General features: G+C 42.7%; 16 protein-coding genes. All 16 read left to right on the top strand.

The window, feature by feature from the left end; genetic code table 11:
* The first annotated feature begins 43 nt into the window (after nt 1-43).
* The 16 genes from PDL71_RS00970 to PDL71_RS00895 all read left to right on the top strand — a co-directional run bounded on the left by PDL71_RS00970 (nt 44) and on the right by PDL71_RS00895 (nt 21,569).
* Complete coding sequence (locus PDL71_RS00970; protein WP_407524233.1) at nt 44-3,184, top strand: TAT-variant-translocated molybdopterin oxidoreductase; 3,141 nt, start codon at nt 44-46, stop codon at nt 3,182-3,184.
* Between the two features lie 77 nt (nt 3,185-3,261).
* Nucleotides 3,262-4,704 carry an NrfD/PsrC family molybdoenzyme membrane anchor subunit gene (nrfD, locus tag PDL71_RS00965; protein WP_407524231.1) on the top strand — a complete coding sequence of 481 codons (1,443 nt, stop codon included), beginning with the start codon at nt 3,262-3,264 and terminating at the stop codon, nt 4,702-4,704.
* A 29-nt stretch (nt 4,705-4,733) separates the two neighbouring features.
* Nucleotides 4,734-5,327, top strand: a complete 594-nt coding sequence (locus tag PDL71_RS00960; RefSeq protein ID WP_407524229.1) for a DUF3341 domain-containing protein — start codon at nt 4,734-4,736, stop codon at nt 5,325-5,327.
* 10 nt (nt 5,328-5,337) lie between these two features.
* Nucleotides 5,338-5,991, top strand: coding sequence for a c-type cytochrome (locus tag PDL71_RS00955; RefSeq protein ID WP_407524227.1), 654 nt, complete (start codon nt 5,338-5,340; stop codon nt 5,989-5,991).
* 37 nt (nt 5,992-6,028) lie between these two features.
* Nucleotides 6,029-7,309, top strand: coding sequence for a quinol:cytochrome C oxidoreductase (locus PDL71_RS00950; protein WP_407524225.1), 1,281 nt, complete (start codon nt 6,029-6,031; stop codon nt 7,307-7,309).
* 51 nt (nt 7,310-7,360) lie between these two features.
* Entirely contained in the window at nt 7,361-8,443 is a 1,083-nt protein-coding gene (locus tag PDL71_RS00945) for a cytochrome c oxidase subunit II (protein WP_407524223.1), read from the top strand.
* A 26-nt stretch (nt 8,444-8,469) separates the two neighbouring features.
* On the top strand, nt 8,470-10,281 hold the full coding sequence (locus tag PDL71_RS00940) for a cbb3-type cytochrome c oxidase subunit I (protein ID WP_407524221.1): 1,812 nt from the start codon (nt 8,470-8,472) through the stop codon (nt 10,279-10,281).
* A 45-nt stretch (nt 10,282-10,326) separates the two neighbouring features.
* Nucleotides 10,327-11,247: a heme o synthase gene (cyoE, locus tag PDL71_RS00935; protein WP_407524219.1), complete on the top strand. Its 921-nt coding sequence runs from the start codon at nt 10,327-10,329 to the stop codon at nt 11,245-11,247.
* A gap of 46 nt (nt 11,248-11,293) precedes the next feature.
* Nucleotides 11,294-11,866 carry a heme-copper oxidase subunit III gene (locus PDL71_RS00930; protein ID WP_407524217.1) on the top strand — a complete coding sequence of 191 codons (573 nt, stop codon included), beginning with the start codon at nt 11,294-11,296 and terminating at the stop codon, nt 11,864-11,866.
* 43 nt (nt 11,867-11,909) lie between these two features.
* The gene (locus PDL71_RS00925) at nt 11,910-12,584 is read left to right on the top strand and encodes a cytochrome c oxidase subunit 3 (RefSeq protein WP_407524215.1); all 675 of its coding nucleotides are present in this window, start codon (nt 11,910-11,912) and stop codon (nt 12,582-12,584) included.
* A 37-nt stretch (nt 12,585-12,621) separates the two neighbouring features.
* Nucleotides 12,622-13,074 (top strand): hypothetical protein, encoded by a 453-nt coding sequence (locus PDL71_RS00920; RefSeq protein WP_407524213.1) that lies wholly within the window; start codon nt 12,622-12,624, stop codon nt 13,072-13,074.
* Nucleotides 13,075-13,155: 81 nt separating this feature from the next.
* Nucleotides 13,156-13,854, top strand: a complete 699-nt coding sequence (locus PDL71_RS00915) for an SCO family protein (protein WP_407524211.1) — start codon at nt 13,156-13,158, stop codon at nt 13,852-13,854.
* Nucleotides 13,855-13,864: 10 nt separating this feature from the next.
* A complete protein-coding gene (locus tag PDL71_RS00910) occupies nt 13,865-14,443 on the top strand; it encodes a DUF420 domain-containing protein (protein ID WP_407524208.1) in 579 nt (192 codons plus the stop codon).
* A 250-nt stretch (nt 14,444-14,693) separates the two neighbouring features.
* Complete coding sequence (locus PDL71_RS00905) at nt 14,694-18,407, top strand: gliding motility-associated C-terminal domain-containing protein (RefSeq protein WP_407524206.1); 3,714 nt, start codon at nt 14,694-14,696, stop codon at nt 18,405-18,407.
* Nucleotides 18,408-18,455: 48 nt separating this feature from the next.
* Nucleotides 18,456-19,466: a PorP/SprF family type IX secretion system membrane protein gene (locus PDL71_RS00900; protein WP_407524204.1), complete on the top strand. Its 1,011-nt coding sequence runs from the start codon at nt 18,456-18,458 to the stop codon at nt 19,464-19,466.
* An 81-nt stretch (nt 19,467-19,547) separates the two neighbouring features.
* The gene (locus PDL71_RS00895) at nt 19,548-21,569 is read left to right on the top strand and encodes an OmpA family protein (RefSeq protein ID WP_407524202.1); all 2,022 of its coding nucleotides are present in this window, start codon (nt 19,548-19,550) and stop codon (nt 21,567-21,569) included.
* Nucleotides 21,570-21,738: the final 169 nt, after the last annotated feature.

Raw genomic sequence — 21,738 nt, 5'->3', positions numbered from 1 at the left:
GAAGTCGAGAGACAAATTTTCAAATTAGCTATCAACCAAACATATGAGTAAGAAAAAATATTGGCAAAGTTTCGGAGAGCTGAATCAGACGCAATCATTCCAGGAAGCTGCGGAAAATGAGTTCAGGGAAGATCTTCCTTTTGAAGGTGCTGATAGTGCTGCGGGCAGCAACCGTCGTGATTTCTTAAAGTATCTCGGTTTCAGCACGGCTGCTGCTACATTGGCGGCCAGTTGTGATATCCCAGTTAAGAAAGCGATTCCTTTCCTTAACAAACCCGCTGATATTGTACCCGGTGTTGCCAATTATTATGCTACCACATTTGTGCTGGATGGTGATGTAGTTCCTGTTGTGGCGAAAGTAAGAGATGGCCGTCCCATCAAAATTGAAGGAAATGAGTTGGGCTTTACCAAGGGTGGTACTTCACAACGTGTGCAGGCTTCAGTGCTCAGTCTCTACGATACAGCACGTGTGCGTTATCCCATGGAGAAGAGTGGCGATGGTTTTAAAGAAGCGCCCACTTACGAATCAGTTGATAAAAAAATTGCTGCTGCACTGGCAGGAACCGGTAAGCAGATTGTTCTTTTAACTTCTACCATCAATTCACCTTCTGTACTGGCGGTAATTGATGAGTTTAAAGCAAAATATCCTACCACCAGGCATGTTACTTATGATGCTGTTTCTTATAGTGGTATGATCCAGGCAAATGAATTAACCTATGGTAAAAAAGGAATTCCTGCCTATCATCTTGACAATGCAAAAGTGATTGTGAGTTTTGGTGCTGATTTCCTCGGTACCTGGCTCAGCCCTGTTGAATTCTCCAAGCAATACGCTGCCGGCAGAAAGATTGATGAGAAGAATCCAACCATGAGCCGTCACATCCAGTTTGAAAGCATGTACAGCATGACCGGTGCAAATGCGGATGAGCGTTTCAATCATAAACCAAGTGAACTGGGTGCAGCATTACTCAACCTGTATGCGAAAGTGGGCGGAACGGTTGCAGCTCCTGCTATTGCTGATAAACGTTTGGCTGCCGGTATTGAAGCCACTGCTAAAGAATTATTAGCTGCAGGCGGTAACGCCGTTGTTGTTTGCGGCAGCAATGATGTAAATGCACAGGTTATTGTAAATGCCATCAACGATAAAATTGGTGCCAATGGCAAAACCATCAATTTCTCTACTATGTTCAATTACCGTAAAGGTGTGGATGCAGAAATGGAGCAATTGATTGCTGATATGAATGCCGGCGCTGTAGGCGCTGTATTAGTATATGGTGCTAATCCTGTTTACACTTATGCTGATACCAAAAAATTTGTAGAAGGATGGAAGAAAGTGGGATTAACCGTTTCTTTCAACGAAAATGAAGACGAAACAGCACAAAACTGTCAATACATTTTGCCTGCTCCTCACTTCCTCGAAAGCTGGGGCGATGCAGAAGCAAAAACCAATCATATTTCCTTTATTCAGCCCACCATTCATCCGCTGTTTAAAACAAGAGCGTTTGCTACCTCTTTGTTAACCTGGAGCGGTAGTACTACGGCTGATTATGAAACTTATTTCAAAAACTACTGGACTGCCAAGTTAGGTTCACAGGCAGCTTTTGACAAGGCTTTGCAGGATGGAGTTATTGAAGCTCCTGCTGCTCCCGCCGGTGCTGCTTTCAATGGTGCTGCTGTAGCAGATGCCGTTACTAAGCTCAGTGCTGCAAAAGGCGGTAAGTATGAAGTAGTGCTTTATCAAAAAGTAAGTATTGGTGATGGTAAAATGGCCAACAATCCCTGGTTGCAGGAAATGCCCGACCCCATGACCCGTGCTACCTGGGATAACTATGCAGTGATTTCTCCGGCGTTACAAAAAGAACTCTTCCCTGATTTAAATCTTGACACATACGAAGTAGAACCCAAAAAACCGGTTGTATCGCTTACTGTGAATGGTAAAGAAGTAAAACTTCCTATCATCATTGTACCCGGTAGCAATGCTAATACTATTGCGGTAGCAGTTGGTTATGGCCGTCATGAAAAAGTAGGGTTAGCTGCAAAAGGTGCCGGACAAAATGTTTATCCCTTTGCATCTTTTAACGGGCAGAACTATGTGTACAACGGAACAGCAGAAATAAAGGCAACAGAAGAAGAGTACAACATTTCTCAAATGCAGACACATGGTCAATATGGCGATCGTGTGGAAGTAATTAAAGAAGCCGCTCTTAAAGATTTTCAAAAAGATACGGATCTCATCATCAATGAGCGCAAGCATGAACTGAAAGATTACGGTGGTATTGAAAATTTTGAAGCGGAGGGAACAATCTACCCGGTATTTGATAAGCCCGGTATAAAATGGAATATGAGTATTGACCTCAACACCTGTACCGGTTGCGGTGCCTGTGTGGTGGCTTGCTCTGCAGAAAACAATGTGAGTGTAGTTGGTAAAAACCAGGTTGGTAAATATCATGATATGCACTGGCTGCGTATCGACCGCTACTTCAGCGGCGATATGGAAAACCCGGATGTGGTATTCCAACCCATGCTTTGCCAGCACTGTGATAACGCTCCTTGTGAGAACGTTTGTCCGGTGGCAGCTACCAACCACAGCAGCGAAGGTTTAAACCAGATGACGTATAACCGTTGCATCGGTACAAGATATTGTGCCAACAACTGTCCGTATAAAGTACGTCGCTTTAACTGGCACGACTGGAATGGTGCTGACAGCTTCAAGGATAACCAGAATGATATTATCGAAAGCGGTCGTTTGAATGAAGTAACAAGACAGATGAATGATGATTTAACACGTATGGTGTTGAATCCTGATGTAACTGTTAGAAGCCGTGGTGTAATTGAAAAATGTTCTTTCTGCGTACAACGTTTGCAGGAAGCGAAGCTCAATGCCAAGAAAGAAAGCAGACCAATGGTTGACAGCGATATCAAAACCGCTTGTCAGCAGGCTTGTCCTACTAATGCGATTGTGTTCGGTAACGTAAATGATAAAGAAAGTGCCATTCACATCCTTCGCACCAAAGAAGGTGTAAAACGCACCTACTTCGTACAGGAACAATTACACGTGTTGCCCAATGTTGGTTATATGGCGAAGTTGCGTAACACAGATCGCCACGTAGGAAACGAACAGGAAGGTGGTCATGAAGCACATGGTGAAGAAAAGCACGAAGAAAAGAAAGCAGAAGCAGCTCATTAATAAGTTACAGAAGCAAGAAACAACTTAAAACCAAAGCTTAAAGCGCAACGCTTAGGGCTAAAAGTATAAACAAGAATATGGCATCATTAAGGTACGAATCACAGACCCGGGAACCATTGGTAGATGGTCATAAAACCTACGCACAGGTTACAGAAGATATTTGTAAGCCTGTGGAAGCAGCGCCCACACGTATGTGGTGGATTGGATTTATTGTATCTGTAGCGTTGTTACTGTTTGGTGTAGTGAGCTTGTATGTAGAGGTTGTTTACGGTACAGGTATGTGGAACCTGAATAAAACCATCGGCTGGGGTTGGGATATCACCAACTTCGTATGGTGGGTAGGTATTGGTCACGCCGGTACGTTGATCTCAGCTATCTTGTTACTCTTCCGTCAAGGTTGGAGAACAGGGGTGAACCGTGCAGCAGAAGCCATGACCATCTTTGCGGTAATGTGTGCCGGTCAGTTCCCGGTATGGCACATGGGTCGTGTGTGGATGGCCTTCTTTGTACTTCCTTATCCTAACAGCCGTGGTCCTTTGTGGGTAAACTTTAACTCACCGCTGTTATGGGACGTATTTGCCATCTCAACTTACTTTACTGTTTCTCTTTTATTCTGGTATAGTGGTTTGATTCCTGATCTGGCTACTCTTCGTGACCGTGCTAAAAAGAAATGGGCCAAAGCATTTTATGGAGTTACGGCTTTTGGATGGACCGGTTCTACCAAGCACTGGCAGCGCCATGAAAGCTTATCATTGGTATTGGCCGGTTTAAGTACACCGCTGGTACTTTCTGTACACACGATCGTATCATTCGACTTCGCCACATCAGTAATTCCCGGTTGGCATACCACCATCTTCCCGCCTTATTTCGTTGCGGGTGCTATCTTCTCCGGTTTCGCCATGGTGCAGACACTGATGCTGGTAACACGTAAAGTATTAAACCTCGAAGATTATATTACCATCAGCCATATTGAAAACATGAACAAGGTTATTGTATTAACCGGTTCTATTGTAGGTTGTGCCTACTTAACAGAGTTGTTCATGGCCTGGTACGGCGCCAGCAAATATGAGTATGATGTATTCTTTAAATACCGTATTGCCGGTCCTTACGGATGGAGTTATTGGTTGATGATGACCTGTAACGTAATTACGCCACAGTTGTTCTGGGTAAAGAAGCTGAGAAGAAATATTGCTTTCACGTTCCTCATGAGTGTGGTAGTAAACATCGGTATGTGGTTTGAGCGTTTTGTAATCATCGTATCTTCTCTGTATCGTGATTACCTGCCTTCATCCTGGTCAGTGTACTATCGCCCTACTATTTGGGAGGTTGGCTTCTATCTCGGTTCATTCGGTCTGTTCTTTACCTGTTATTTCCTCTTCTCCAAATATTTCCCTGTAATTGCTATTGCAGAGATCAAACACATATTAAAGAGAAGTGGTGAAAGCTATAAAGAAGCAATGGATCCGATTGAAGAACAATCACTGGATGAGTTTGCTGCTAAAACAGCACATGCACACTAATTAAATTTTGATTCAGAAAAAACGCATATATGCCCGTAAAAAAATTCATAGTAGGCTGTTTTGATGACGAGAAAACTCTTTTCCCTGCGGTTAAAAACACAAGGAAAAAAGGATACAAGATTCATGACCTGTATACACCATTTCCTATTCATGGTTTGGATCATGCCATGGGTTTGCGTGATACAAGTCTGCACACAGCCGGATTCATTTATGCTATTACCGGTACAACTACCGCTCTTTCTTTTATGAGCTGGGTGTTTACCAAAGACTGGCCTTTGAACATTGGTGGTAAACCATTGTTACCCCTGCCAGCCTTTATTCCCATCATTTTTGAATTAACAGTATTGTGTGCGGCTGTGGGCATGGTGTTAACGTTCTGCTATCTCTGTCAACTGGCTCCTTTTGTGAAGAAAGATCATTTCCATTTGCGTGCTACAGACGATCTGTTTGTAATGCCGCTGGAAGTAACGGATAAAACCAATGTAGAAGAAGTAAAAGCTTTTCTGCACAGTGCCGGCGCTGTTGAAGTGTTTGAGAAAGAAGCAGAAACCGGATGGTGGCTGGGCCGTTATGACAAAGACCGAAAAGTATTTGAAAAAGAAGAAGCAACTGTAACTGCATAAACAAAACAAGATGCGTACAACTAAGATTTTATCATTTGGATCGATGGCTTTACTGGCTGCAGCATTTTTCTCCTGCCGTTCTGCCGGTAAAAATGACCCCGGAACTGTTTATATGCCGGATATGGCGTACAGCCGTGCAGTAGAAACATATGCTGATCACAGCCATTTAAAAGATGCAGGTATTAATTATGATGCTACACCCGTTGCAGGAACTGTAAAGCGTGGAGATATTCTCGGAGGTTTTAATTTGCCGATGGATAAAGCAGGGGATACAACCAATTATATAGCTTCAAAAGCTATTGCCAATCCATTACCTCCTCTTACGGCAACTGAAACCATTGAGGCAGCCCGTTTATATAAGATTAACTGCGGCATTTGTCATGGTGAAAAATTAGATGGTAATGGTCCTTTGTATAAAGGTGGTGAAGGTCCTTATCCTGCAAAACCTGCTACATTGGTAGGCGATGCTAAGTATGAAGCGATGCCTGCCGGCCAAATGATGTATTCACTCACTTACGGCAAAAACCTGATGGGTAGTTATGCTGCCCAACTGAGTACAAAACAAAGATGGATGATTATCCATTACATAAAAAGTGTACAGCCCGGAGCATCCAAACCGGCTGCTACAGCACCGGCAGCAGACAGCACAAAAGCAACTAAATAAACAACCAATACGAACGTTCACGATAAACTGATTTCTAATGGTACTGAAAGAGCAATTTGAAATACCCGGCGGATTAAAAAAATGGAGCTATGCTTTGATGGGAATCGGTGTGGTTACACTGCTCCTTGGCGTAGTGTTTCTTCATCCGTTTTCCGGAGGTCATGGTGAGGGCCATGGTGCAGAAGCTTATGGCGCTACTAAGTTCTGGATGGCATTAATGCACAACAGCATCTTCTGGCTGTTAGTATGTGCTGCCAGCTTCTTTTTTATTGCTGCCACTACTTTGGCGCAGGGTGGATGGCCGTTAGCGTTCCGTCGTGTTCCTGAAGCTATTTCAGGTTCCATCAATTATCTCGGACCAATTGCTTTAGTGATCTTATTAAGTTATGTATGGTTGAGTGATGATCATCATATCTATCACTGGAAAGATACAGAGCATGTAAAGCATGATGCTAAACTTACGTGGAAAGCAGGCTTCTTAAACCCTACTTTCTACACCGTTCTTTCTCTTACAGCAGTTGGTTTGTGGATCTGGTTCCGTAATTGGTTCCGTAAACTTTCCATTGCAGAAGACCTGGGTCAAAAAGGCGATCATTCTTACTATTGGAAAACATTGGCAATATCTGCAGCTTTCCTTGTTACTTATGGTTTAACGGTAATGAGCACGTTGCCCTGGATGTGGTTAATGAGTATTGATGCACACTGGTACAGCACTATGTACAGCTGGTACACATTTGCCAGCTCCTGGGTGGCAGGTATTTCATTAATGATGTTGTTTATCGTGTACCTGAAAAATCTCGGTTACCTCGAGTTTGTAACGGACGAGCATATTCACGACGTAGGTAAGTTTATGTTTGCCTTCTCTGTGTTCTGGACTTACTTGTGGTTTTCACAATACATGTTGATCTGGTACAGTAACCAGCCTGAAGAAACAGAGTATTTTATTCAACGTATAGGACCCGGTGGAGAAGGCGGGCCTTTCAAAGGCATCTTCCTGCTCAACCTCATCATCAACTTCCTGGCACCACTGTTAATCCTGATGAAGCGTGGTTCCAAGCGTAACTATACTGTAGTAACTATTATGGCGGTGATTATCATCTTTGGTCACTGGCTGGATTTTTATCAAATGGTTACACCCGGACCTTTGAAAGATTTAGGAGCTAAATCCAACGATCCCGTTCATTTTATTTACAGCTTGGGTGTGGGAGCAGGATTCCTGGGATTGGTAATGTTTTTAACAGCCCGTTATTTAACAAAAGCATCCCTGTTAGCAAAGAATCATCCGTTGGTGAAAGAAAGCGTGATTCATCACACATAATTATTTGAACAGAACAAAACGATTTGAAGAACTATAAATAATTTGCATAGTATGACTTCACAAACTTACCTGGTATTAGCGGCTGCAGCGTTGGTGTTTATTGTAATCTTCCAGATTGCAAAGGCCAGTGAATATGTTAGCGTATTAAAAGGTGAAGAAAAAACCAAACAGCAAAACAACCGTATCAACGCCTTTCTCATGTTAGGCTTTATGATTATTGGTTTTATAGGTGTATGGTACTGTAATGATAAACTGTACGGTCAAACATTGTTCCCGCAGGGCTCTGCTTCTGTAGAAGGTGAAGAGATTGACAGGATGTTTATGATCACCACTGCTGTTACAGGCCTGGTGTTTGTAATTACGCAGTTTCTGTTATTCTATTTTTCCTGGAAATACCAGGCTAAAGAAGGAAGAAAAGCATTTTACTTTCCGCACAATAACAAACTGGAAGTAATCTGGACGGTTGTTCCTGCCATCTTCCTTACTGTGTTAGTGGTATTTGGTTTGAAGTTCTGGTTCCGCATTACTTCTGATGCTCCCAAGGATGCATTGAAAGTAGAGATTGTAGGAAAACAGTTTGGCTGGATTATGCGTTACCCCGGAAAGGATAAACAATTCGGTAAAACATATTTCAAAGTAATTAACGACGATAACAGTAATTCACTGGGCCAGATCTGGGAAGATAATAAAGACCTGAAATTGAAAGCCGATCCTGCCAACTATGATGATGTGGTAACTACTCAAACCATGTACATTGTAAAAGGCCGCCCGGTTCAACTCATCATCGGCAGCCGTGATGTAATTCATGACGTGGGCTTATCCCATTTCCGTATGAAGATGGATGCTGTACCGGGCATACCTACTACATTATGGTTTACACCTAAGTACACTACGAAAGAAATGAAAGAGCGTACCGGTAATCCTGATTTTGTTTATGAAATCAGTTGCGACCAGATGTGCGGAAACGGTCACTACTCTATGAAAGGTATTATTGAAGTAGTTACACAGGAAGAGTTTGATATCTGGATGGCAAAACAAAAACCCAATTACCTGGTAGCAAATCCTGATAAAGAACCGAAAGCACCTGTTGCAGATACAACTTCAAAAACAGTTGTTGCGGCAGTTGTAAAATAATTTGATCACTACGAAACGAAAATATTATGAGCGAAACCACACAAGTTCACGAGCATGTAGTAAGTGTTCCTCATGTAGGACACAGTGAGGTACATCATGAGCATCATCATGACTCTTTTCTCACCAAATATGTTTTCAGCCAGGATCACAAAACCATTGCCAAGCAGTTTTTGATCACAGGTATGTTTTGGGCGTTACTGGGAGGTCTGTTTTCAGTAATCTTCCGTTTGCAACTTGGCTTTCCGGAGGCACGTTTCCCCTGGATGGAAGATTTATTAGGAGAATGGGCACGTGGTGGTCAACTGCAACCCGAAGCTTATTATGCACTCGTAACCATGCATGGTACTGTACTGGTGTTCTTTGTATTAACAGCAGGCTTAAGTGGAACTTTCTCTAACCTCCTCATTCCTCTGCAGGTGGGTGCAAGAGATATGGCTTCTCCGTTTCTGAATATGCTTTCTTACTGGTTCTTCTTTATTGCCAGTATTGTAATGTTATCATCTCTCTTTGTACAAACAGGTCCTTTCAGCGGTGGCTGGACAGCTTATCCTCCGTTAAGTGCTTTAGGTCAGGCGTCGCCGGGCAGTAAAGTGGGTATGGACTTGTGGCTGGTAAGTATGGCGCTGTTCGTGGTATCTGCCCTCTTAGGTGGTTTGAACTATATCGCTACTGTACTCAACATGCGTACAAAGGGCATGAGCATGACTCGCTTGCCGCTTACGATCTGGGCGTTTTTCTTTACAGCAGTATTGGGTGTATTATCATTCCCTGTACTCTTCAGCGGTTTCATCTTATTGATTTTTGATCGTCACTTTGGTACTAGTTTTTATCTGAGTGATATTTATATCGGTGGACAGGCCTTGCCTAACGAAGGCGGAAGTGCCATTCTTTACCAGCACTTATTCTGGTTCTTAGGCCACCCAGAAGTGTACATCATTCTGTTACCTGCCATGGGTATGGTGAGTGAAATCCTTTCTGTAAACAGCCGTAAACCCATCTTTGGTTATATGGCCATGATCGGTTCCCTGTTTGCAATTACAATCCTGGCGTTCCTCGTTTGGGCACACCATATGTTTGTAACCGGTTTAAATCCGTTCCTCGGTGCCTTCTTCGTACTGTTGACCCTGTTGATTGCGGTGCCCAGTGCCATTAAGGTATTTAACTGGTTAACTACTATCTGGAAGGGAAGTATCCGCTTTACACCTGCCATGATGTTTGCCTTAGGTTTTGTGAGTTTGTTTATCAGTGGTGGTTTAACAGGTATCTTCCTCGGTAACTCTGCGTTGGATATTCACCTGCACGATACCTACTTTGTTATTGCACACTTCCATATTGTAATGGGTGTAGCCAGTATGTTCGGCATGTTTGCCGGTATTTACCACTGGTATCCTAAAATGTATGGCCGCTATCTCAACAATACCTTAGGCTATATTCATTTCTGGGCTACTATGATTGGTGCGTACCTCATTTTCTGGCCCATGCACTATACAGGTTTGGCAGGTATGCCCCGCCGTTATTATGATTACAGCATCTGGGAATCTTTCAAGCAGTTTGGAAGTCTGAACCAGTTCATCAGTATTGTTGCTATCATCGTGTTCCTGGTACAGATTCTGTTCCTCTTTAATTTCTTCTACAGCATCTGGAAAGGACGTAAAGTAACCACACAGAACCCATGGGGTGCTACCACACTGGAATGGACAACACCCATCAATCCGGGTCATGGTAACTGGGAAGGTGAGATTCCTGAAGTACACCGCTGGGCTTATGATTATGGTAAAGACGGGCAGGAGTTTATTGCTCAAACCACACCTGTAGGAGAAAACGAGAGCAAACATTAATTGAAACAAGCAATCACAGTAATATGTGATTAAGATAAAAAAACATTGAGCATAGCATCTACCGGTTCAGCGAAGAAAGAAAAAAGTGCTTTGATGCGTAAGATTGATGACTACAAACAGCTCATCAAATTCACGCTCAGTTTTACGGTAGTGTTCAGCAGTGTTATCAGTTACATGCTGGCGCCCAATGTAGTGGAGTTCGACTGGAAGAGTATTGTTCTTTTATTTATAGGAGGTATGTTGGTTACAGGCAGTGCAAACGCTATTAACCAGGTTACCGAAAAAGATACGGATGCTGTAATGAAGCGTACAGGTAACAGACCTGTAGCAGCAGGAAGAATGAGTGTGAATGAAGCCAGTACGTTTGCCTTTGCAGCAGCTATTATCGGTTCTTTGATTTTAGGATTATGGTTTAACTGGTATACGGCCGGTTTATCGCTGTTGAGTTTATTTATTTACAGCTTTGTGTACACACCACTAAAGAAAATAAACTCAATCGCTGTGTTAATTGGTGGTATACCTGGGGCATTTCCCTGTTTGATCGGTTGGGCAGCAGCTTATGATGGTGAAACTTTTAGCTGGGCCGGAGGGTGGATCTTATTCGCCCTTCAGTTCATCTGGCAGTTTCCGCATTTCTGGGCTATTGCCTGGGTTGCACATACGGATTATTCCAAAGCCGGTTTTAAATTGTTGCCTTCACAAACAGGGCCCACAAAGTTTACCGCTTTGCAAACCATCATCTGGAGTTTACTGATGATACCGGTAGGAATGTTACCCTACTTTACTAATATGAGCGGTATTACCAGTTTCTGGATTTTGCTTGCCGCAAATGCAGTGATGGTATTACAGTGTGTACGGTTGTACATTCATATGGATGTGAAGAGTGCAAGAAGGGTGATGTTCAGCAGTTATATTTATCTGCCTATTGTGTTGCTGGCGTTGCTGGCAGATAAGTTGAGCCAATAGAAACAATACAGCGTATTTTTTTGGATTTGATTTAAATAGTTTGAAGATGCAGCAGGTTATGAGTGAGCGCACAAGCAATAAAAAAATGCACCCGCATAAGTTTACATTGTGGGTTGCAATCGGAAGTATAACTATGATGTTTGCAGGGTTTACCAGTGCTTACATCGTAAAAAGCAACCAGGCCGGCTGGCAGCCTGTACAAATGCCGAAGATCTTTTTTCTTTCAACGGTGCTCATCCTGTTAAGCAGCGGTACTATTTACTTAGCTTACCGTGCTATGAAAAACAGGGAAACAGGAAAGTATAAAAACCTGGTATTGTTAACCACCTTGCTGGGTTTGGGTTTTGTGGCTACACAGTTCCTTGGGTTTAATGAACTCTGGAATCAGAACATCACCTTTAAGGAAAGTGTAGCAGGTTCGTTCTTTTACATTATTACAGGGGTGCATGCATTGCACGTAGTGGGAGGTGTTATTGCACTGCTCGTGATTTTTGCACGTGCTTTCAGTACCAAAACCAAGTACTACAGTTCTACTCCTGTTGAAATAGCCGGTATTTACTGGCACTTTGTTGATATATTATGGATCTATCTGTTTGTGTTCTTCCTTTTGGTGTCATAAACAGCATTGATAAAAATTTGTAAGACTAACTAAAACTAAATTAATGGCAAACGCAGCAGCAGCGGCAAACACAAAATGGTGGAGTGGTGGTAAGAGCCCCTTCAACATTGAGTATGGCAAATTGATGATGTGGTACTTTTTGATGAGTGACGCATTTACGTTTGGCGCTTTCTTGATTTCGTATGGTACGGTTCGTATGAGCAGCCCTTCCTGGCCTGACCCGAACTTCGTGTTTCAATCTTTTCCTTTATTAGGCAGCGGCTTACCGTTATTGTTTGTGAGCTTGATGACTTTTATCCTCATCGTTAGTTCTGTAACAATGGTGCTGGCCGTGCATGAAGGTCATCATGGCAACAAAAAGGGAGTGATCAAATACATGATCTGGACCATTCTTGGTGGTCTTGCGTTCCTTGGATGCCAGGCATGGGAGTGGACACACCTCTTTCATGAAGGTGCATGGTGGGGCAGAAATCCTTTCCCAAATGCGGATGGATCTGTTGCCAGCAGCAACTTCGCCAATTTCTTTTTTACCATTACCGGTTTCCATGGCTTCCACGTATTCAGTGGTGTTGTGATTAATATCATTGTAACCATAATGGCGTGGAGAGGTGTGTTTGAAAGAAGAGGTCATTACCTGATGATTGAAAAAATCGGTTTATACTGGCACTTTGTAGATTTAGTATGGGTATTTGTATTCTTATTCTTTTACCTGGTATAACATTATAAATAATTAAGTCATTAGAAATAATTTAAGTATGGAACATCAAACATTTGGAGGTGAAGTAACGATACCGCATGACGCCCCAACGGATGAATCAAAAAAGCGGATCTGGCGCACAACATTGATTCTGTCTGTAATTACATTGGTGGAGCTTGCATTTGGTTATTGGATCTATATCATGCATAAGAGCCCCGATTTTAATCATACGCTGGTATATTTTCTGAAAGGTGTTATTATCATTCTTTCATTAGCAAAAGCGTTTTACATCGTTTCTATTTTCATGCACCTGGGTGATGAAATCAGAAATATGATTATGACCATTGTAGTTCCTTTGCTGCTCTTTGTATGGTTCATCATTGCTTTTTTGTGGGATGGTGTTTCCTGGAAAAATCTGCGTAATGAATATGCGCCGAAAGATCCTGTAAAAGCGGAGCAGGTAGACCATGGAGGCAAGCATGAAGAAGGCCATAAAGGCGGATTGAAATAATTCTACTGATTGTAAAATATTCGTCCCGGTTTCTTTAGTGCAAAGAATAGGGACGATTTTTTTAGTGAAGTTTGCATTGATATGAGTAAGAAAGCAGTTTTAGCGATGTTGTTGGTGGTGCTGTTACCCGTAACAGCTTATTATCTTGTAAAGTATTACAGCGAACGTGCCGTGGATATGCCCCGCCATTATTTTTTTGATGGCGTAAAGGATACAGTTGTAGATGGTAAAAAAAGAACGGATACCATCTGGCACCGCATTTCCAATTTCAGTTTTGTAAACCAGTTAAACGATACTGTCTTTGCTGATGATGTGAAAGGGAAAATCCTGGTAGTAGATTTCTTTTTTACACGTTGCCCCAATCCTTGTCCTACTATGACAAGCAATATGAAAAAAATGCAGGAGGCTTACAAAAAGAATGATACACTTATACATTTTATATCATTCAGTGTAGATCCTGTAAGGGATTCAGTAGAAGCATTAAAACGATACGCTGATAAATATGCTGTAAAACATAATAACTGGTGGTTTCTTACCGGCGAAAAGAACAAAATTTATGAACTGGCGTTTAATGAGTTTAAAGCAGCTGTGGTAGACGGAGGCGAAGTGGATACATCCTTTTTACATACCAATAAATTTTACCTGTTGGATAAAAACAGGGTAATACGGGGCTGGTACGATGGAACAGACAGCAACGCTTTAAGTAAAATGGCCCGTGATATCAGTTTGCTGATCCTTGAAAAAGACAAAACCAAGAAACGTAATTTGTTCAGAAAGTAAAACCATTCAAATGTCCAGTCGCCGTCATCGTCATTCCCGTGGAGTTGTATTGCCTCCTACCATCAAAAAAAATGATCGTGTAGCTTCTATTCTGATTATAGTTTTTTCAGTGATTGTTTTTGCTGCTGTTACCGTTTTAAGCCGGGTACAGTTAAAGGTGAATCTCGGATTTGATAAACATATATTCGCTCATCTTAATGCACTCATCAATACGTTTGTAGCACTGCTGCTGATAAGTGCTTTGTATGCGGCCAAGCAAAAACGGTTTAATACCCATAAGCGTTTGATGTTATGGGCCATGTTTCTTTCTATTCTGTTTCTTGTTTCTTATATCTGTCATCATCTTTTTACCGGGGAGACAAAATATGGCGGCGAAGGATTAGCCAAGCTTGTTTATTTCGCCATATTGTTTACACATATTCCATTAGCAGGCTTAGTACTTCCCTTTGTTTTGTTTACTGCTTACCGTGGACTCACGGCTGAGTATGACCGCCATCGCAAACTGGCAAAGAAAGTATGGCCGGTGTGGCTATATGTAGCTATTACAGGTGTGATTGTATATTATATGATCAGTCCTTACTATACCTGATTCTGATTTTTTCCTCTGCAGCGTTTGATCTTACGTAAACTACCTGTTTCTTTTCCTGAGAGTTTATTCAGTAGGAACACGGGATATGCTATGGTAGTAATTCAACGCAATACCCCGTTGCGGAAAATTACGATCAACGAAGTAGTACTACCTATTTTTTGTAAAAACACGATGTGAAAGGTTGACAAACTGTGAATAACATAATACATTTACGTGTTAGTTAGTATTAACCATACTAATCGCCTATAAAATGAAACCCAACAATCCAATTTCCTATGCAGGAATATTCCTGCTTGTTTTACTGTTATCCGTAAGTGCCTATGCACAAAACTTCGGCTCCTTTGCTTCAGCCGTTTGGATTTCAGATTGTAATCAAAGTAATTTCTTCAATACTACCGGTACCGGTCAGAACCTGATTGGTCCTGCGGGTAATGTATTCCAAGGTGCTAACCTCGGTGTTCATACACAGAACTCCGGTACATTAATCCTTCGTGGTGGTGAAGTAAAAACGTTTAAGAACCCTGCTAACTCTAATGTGTGCGGCGTTCGTATGTACTACCGTGTATATCCACAATCAGGAACACCGGGTGCTTTTTCTTTTATTGATCTCCCGTTTTTTGAAAACTGTGATGTACCTAACAGTCAGTTTCCGGGCGGAGGTCCCTGCCAGGCAGGTGATCAGAAATGGCAACGGGTTATTCCTAACGGAACCACTGTTCCCTTTGCACCGGTGAATCTTACGAACTATGCTCCCGGCAATTATTTTGTACAGGTTTATTATGAAGTAACAGGTTCTAACAGCAGTACGAGCTTATGTAATGAAACTTCACTTGCAGATAACGGAGGTAATTATTTTACAGCCAGTTTTTCTGTTCAGGCGCCTACGTTATCAAGTAATAACCCCACAAGCTGTAACGGTACAGAAGGTTCTATTACCATACATGGATTGGTGCCCGGTGCTACATACAGTGTTACATATACAGATGATGGAGTACCCGTAGGCCCACTCACATTAACAGCGAATGCATCAGGACAAATCATCATCAGTGGATTGAATGCAGGTTTGTATTCCAATTTTTCTGTAACCATTAACGGATGTACGACTAACTTATTTACAGGTATAATTTTATCAAACCCGATCTTCCTTCCGGTATTTGCATCCATACCTCCGTTTTGTGCAGGAACAACAGCACCTGTTTTGCCAACAACTTCTTTAAACGGAATCACCGGTACATGGAGCCCGGCAACAGTAAGCAATACAGCAAGCGGCACTTATACATTTACTCCAACTGCGGGTCAGTGCGGATTACAGATATCCATAAACATTACAGTAACTCCCAGAACAACGCCAACTTTCAGCTTCGGAACTTCATTAAGTATATGTAACGGAGCAAGTGTACCAACACTTCCCAATACATCAACCAATGGCATCACCGGCACCTGGAGCCCGGCAACAATCAGTAATACAACAAGTGGTACTTATACGTTTACGCCTAACAGTAATGAATGTGCTAACCCAACCACATTAACTGTTACAGTGAATCCTAATATCACACCCACCTTCAGCTTTGGTACTTCATTAACTATCTGTAGCGGTGGTACAGTTCCAGCTTTACCAACTACATCAACTAATGGAATCACCGGAACCTGGAGCCCGGCAACAGTAAGCAATACGGCGAGTGGTACTTACACCTTTACTCCGAATGCCGGTCAATGTGCTACCACAACTACATTTACAGTTACAGTAAACCCGAATATTACACCAACGTTCAGCTTTGGTACCTCATTAACTATCTGTAGTGGCGGAACAGTTCCTACACTTCCAACAACATCTGATAACGGAATCACTGGAACATGGAGTCCTGCAACAGTAAGCAACACAGCAAGTGGTACTTACACCTTTACACCAACAGCCGGTCAGTGTGCAACTACTGCAACATTTACTGTTACAGTAAATCCGAACATCACACCAACTTTCAGCTTCGGTACTTCCTTAAGTATATGTGAAGGAGCGAGTGTGCCTACTTTACCTAATACATCTACAAATGGTATCACCGGAACATGGAGTCCTGCAACTGTGAGCAATACAACAAGCGGTACTTATACTTTTACACCAACAGCGGGTCAGTGTGCAACAACAGCAACATTCACTGTAACAGTGAACCCGAACATCACACCCACGTTCAGCTTTGGTACTTCATTAACTATTTGCAGTGGAGGTACAGTTCCAACATTACCAACTACGTCAACAAATGGTATTACCGGAACATGGAGCCCTGCAACAGTAAGCAATACGGCGAGTGGTACTTATACCTTTACACCAACAGCCGGTCAGTGTGCAACTACTGCAACATTTACAGTTACGGTGAATCCAAATGTTACTCCGACCTTCAGTTTTGGAACATCATTGACTATCTGCAGCGGTGGTACAGTTCCAACTCTTCCGACAACATCTGATAACGGAATCACCGGTACCTGGAGCCCTGCAACAGTAAGTAATACAGCAAGCGGTACATATACTTTCACACCAACAGCCGGTCAGTGTGCTACGACAACAACATTCACTGTAACAGTGAATCCGAATATCACACCCACCTTTAGCTTTGGTACTTCATTAAGTATCTGTAACGGTGCAAGCGTACCAACACTGCCTAACACATCAAGCAATGGCATCACCGGTACCTGGAGCCCTGCAACTGTAAGCAATACAGCAAGTGGTACATATACCTTTACACCAACAGCGGGACAGTGTGCTACAACAGCAACATTTACTGTTACCGTGAACCCGATTCTTACACCAACATTCAGCTTCGGTACTTCATTAACCATTTGCAGCGGAGCAAGTGTACCCACTCTGCCTAATACATCAACTAACGGCATCAGTGGTACCTGGAACCCTGCAACTGTAAGCAACACAGCAAGTGGTACTTACACCTTTACACCAAATGCAGGACAATGCGGCACATCTACCAGCTTTACGGTTACCGTTACACCGAATACAGCACCAACGTTCAGCTTTGGTACCTCATTGACAATTTGTAGTGGTGGAACAGTTCCAACTCTTCCAACAACATCTGATAATGGTATCACCGGAACATGGAGTCCTGCAACTGTAAGTAATACAGCCAGCGGCACCTATACCTTTACTCCGGCATCAGGTGTTTGTGCAACTACATATACGTATACAGTAACGGTGAATCCTGTTGTTACACCTGCATTTAATTTCAACTTAAATCAATCCATATGTATCGGCGGTACGGTTCCAACTTTACCTGCTGCATCAACTAATGGTGTTAACGGTACCTGGAGTCCTGCAACAGTAAGCAATACGGCCAGCGGTACTTACACCTTTACACCAACAGCAGGTCAATGTGCGAACCCTGTAACATTAACGGTTCAGGTAAATCCTGTTCCAACTGTAACGGTGCGTACTGATACAACAGTAAATGATGGTGCGATTGTTCCGGCAACTTTGTTTACAACTACACCTGTCAATACAACGGTAACACTCAACTGGACCAATTCTAATCCTGCTATCGGTTTAACCGGATCAGGATCAGGAAATGTTCCGCAGTTTACGGCTACCAACCTTGGTAATGCACCCATCAGCGGAACTGTTACTGTAACACCCAACATTAACGGATGCGTGGGTACAGCAAGAACCTACGTCATCACCGTTCGTCCATTGGATAAAGGAGTGTTTGTGCCGAATGTATTCTCACCAAACAATGACGGTAAGAATGATAAACTGCTTATTTACGGTAATTATATACGACAGGTGGAGATGCGCATCTTCAATCAATACGGCCAGGAAATTGCGTTCATCAATAATCAGTCGCAGGGCTGGGATGGCACACACAGAGGCAAACCACAACCGGTGGGTGTGTATGTGTATGTGCTGAGAGCTGTTATGGCTGATGGAAGAACAATTGATTTGAAAGGCTCAATAACTCTTGTACGATAAACAATTATCATCATCCAATATCTGACTATCACAATGAAAAATAAAGCGATGAAACTGAAACATCTTTTCACAGCTTGTCTGTTTACGGCGGTAACGCAGACGTTAACTGCACAAACAGATCCGCATTTTACACAGAACTATACGTACCCGTTATACATCAACCCGGCCATGACGGGAGGAAGTGATGGCGAATACCGTATCTCTTCTGTATACCGCAACCAATGGGGAAGCATCAGCAACCCTTACCGTACGGCCGGTATTTCATTTGATGCACGTACCAACCGCAATATTGCAGTGGGTGTTAACATCATGAACCAGGCAGCGGGTGACGGTGGTTTTAATTATACCAATGCCTATGCATCTGTTGCATATACGGGTGTAAAGTTTGGTGCAGAAGAAAATCACCGCCTGGTGCTGGCCATACAGGGGGGCATCATCAGCCGCCGTGTTGATCCTACCAAGTTCAAGTGGGGCGATCAATGGAATCCCATCACCGGTTATAATGCCGGTAATGCTACCGCTGAAACCTTCAACCGTACCAGCGCCACTGTGTTTGATGCAGGAGCGGGAGCTTTGTATTATGATGCCACACCGGATAAGAAGACGAATGTGTTTGCAGGTGTTTCTGCATTTCATCTTACACGACCTAAAGATCCCATCATTGCCGGCGGAGGTACTGATCTCAATACCATTCCCATGCGCTATACTATACATGGTGGTTTGAGTTATAATCTTTCTGAACGTACCAGCATTATTCCGCATGTAATGTATATGCGCCAGGGTACGGCCAGCGTAACCATGCTGGGTACTTATGTACAGCTGAATGTAAATGAAGAAACTGATTTTATGTTTGGCGGCTATTACCGTTATAAAGATGCATTGGCGCCGTTTATTGGTGTGGATTGGAGAAATTTTATTGTGGGTTTGAGTTATGATGCCAACACCTCCAAACTGGGAGCGATGACACGTAATGTAAACAGTTTTGAATTGAGCTTAACTTACATCAAACGTAACAGCTCCAGGAGTATTATTGATTTTATCCGTTGTGCCAGGTTATAAAACAGGAAACGCATTGAGCAAACAAAATCATTCATGAAGAATCTTATTCATATGAACACCCCGATATCCAACCAAAATAAAATGCATAAGTACCTGCAGGTAGTTTATGTATTTGCCATCTGTTGCTTTGGTGCAGCAAGTGCATCAGCCCAGGCTGATAAACGCATTGTACAGGCCGAGCAATATTTTGCCAAAGGTGATTACTATACAGCTGCGAAGTTGTATGAACAATACCTTGCACCATCTTCCAAGCAAATTGAACAGGCTTATTTTCCGATCAATCCTAAAAAGCGGAAGTCAGCAAGCGGCAGCGGTGCCGGAAAAGGTGTTACTAAAAATGATATCCTCTATCGTAAAGCAGAAAGCTACCGTTTAGCTAATTATATGAACGAAGCAATTGCTGCTTACAAAGAAGCAGGAGAAAAGGAACCTTCAAAATACAACCAGGCCTGGTACTGGAAAGCAGTTTGTGAGCGTGCGCTTGGTAAATATGCAGATGCTGAAGAAAGCATCAGCAAATACCAAAGCAATACTGCCGGTAACGATCCATATAAAACGGCTGCTGAAAATGAACTGGCTTCTATCCGCTTTATACGTATGCAGCAAAGCCGCCCTGATACGGTGATGTTTACATTAAAACCGGTGATACTTCAGGGAACGGATAAAGGTTCTTTTGCTCCGGCTCAGGTGAGCGGTAACCAGTTTATTGTTACAAGTACAGAGGTTGATACAACTGCTGCTGCAGGTGTTAATCCAAACCGCAATCGTTTATTTCAAACAACGTATAACAGCGGAAGCTTTGATGCCGGTGAAGAATTAATGATTGAAGGTGCTGATGCAGCCACGCAGCAAGGAGCTGCTGCTGTTACTGCCGATGGCAATCATTTGTTTTTTACCCAATGGACCAAAGCAAATAATCAAACCAAAGCTGCCGTTTATCATGCCACAAAAACAGCGAATGGCTGGGGCAATGTGCAGGCAGTAACAACCATTAACAAAGAAGGTTACAGCAGCAAACAACCCGCTGTAACAGCTGATGGAAAATATATTTTCTTCTCCAGTAATATGCCCGGTGGCCAAGGTGGTTTTGATATCTGGTATGCGCCATTAAATGCAGATGGAACTGCAGGTACGCCTGTTAATGCAGGTGCCGGCGTTAATACAGAAGCAGATGAGCAATCACCGTTTTATCATAACAGTTCTTCTACGCTTGTATTTTCAAGCAATGGAAGATTGGGTATGGGCGGATTTGATTTGTATATGAGCAAAGGTGCTGTTGGCAACTGGAGTGCTGTTGAAAATGCCGGTCATCCGGTAAATTCATCCAGGGATGATCTGTACTTTTTTGCGCCGGAAGGAGCTCCGTTGTTAACCAAAGCCATTTTCAGTTCGGATCGTGGCAGTGATTGTTGTTTACAGAATTATACCGTAACCAAAGCACCCAAGAAGGAAAAACTCACCGGTGTGGTTCGTGATCTCACCGATAATAACCCGGTGCCTGATGCTGAAGTAACCTTAAAAGATGCTACCGGTAAAACATGGAAACAAACTACTGATGCAAGTGGTCGCTACACGTTTGACCTGGAAGGAAACGGACCTTACACACTCAACATCACTAAAAAACATTACAAAGAAAAAACGGCTTCTTCTCAAATTGAAACAACAGACGATAAAGACTGGGCGGTTGATATCTTAAAAAACAAAGATGAGTTGATTGAAAAGCGTGTGATCCTTCGTCCTGAAACAATTGTAACTGTGTACTTTGATTTTGATAAACATAACATCAAACCGGATGCTGCACTCACACTTGACTCTGTGTACAATGTATTAACACAGTTCCCCGGTGCTACTTTGCAGGTTTCCGGTTATACGGATATGCTGGGTTCTGAAGAATACAATAAGATACTGGCTGACAAGCGTGCTAAAGCCTGTAAGCAATATTTAGTAAGTAAAGGCATCGATAGTAATCGCATCAGCATTGAATCTTTTGGTGAATGTTGCCCGCTGGAGCTGGAGATGATTGATGGAAAGGATAATCCTGCCGGCCGTGCCAAAAACAGAAGAGGTTTGATGAATGTGGTAATGCCGAAAGAGGAAGAGTAAAAGTAGTTATACTGAAAATAAAAGCCGCATCAATCATTGATGCGGCTTTCTCTTTTATAAACTCATCTGCTTACTTTCCAGATAGCGCAAGTATATGGCGCTTTATAAAATTAAGACAACTCGGGCTGTAATCGGAATCAATGACATACAGCACTAAACACAACCTTCA

It is taken from the genome of Lacibacter sp. MH-610 (assembly GCF_045780045.1).
GTDB lineage: Bacteria > Bacteroidota > Bacteroidia > Chitinophagales > Chitinophagaceae > Lacibacter.
This window is presented reverse-complemented; position numbering and strand designations above follow the sequence as displayed.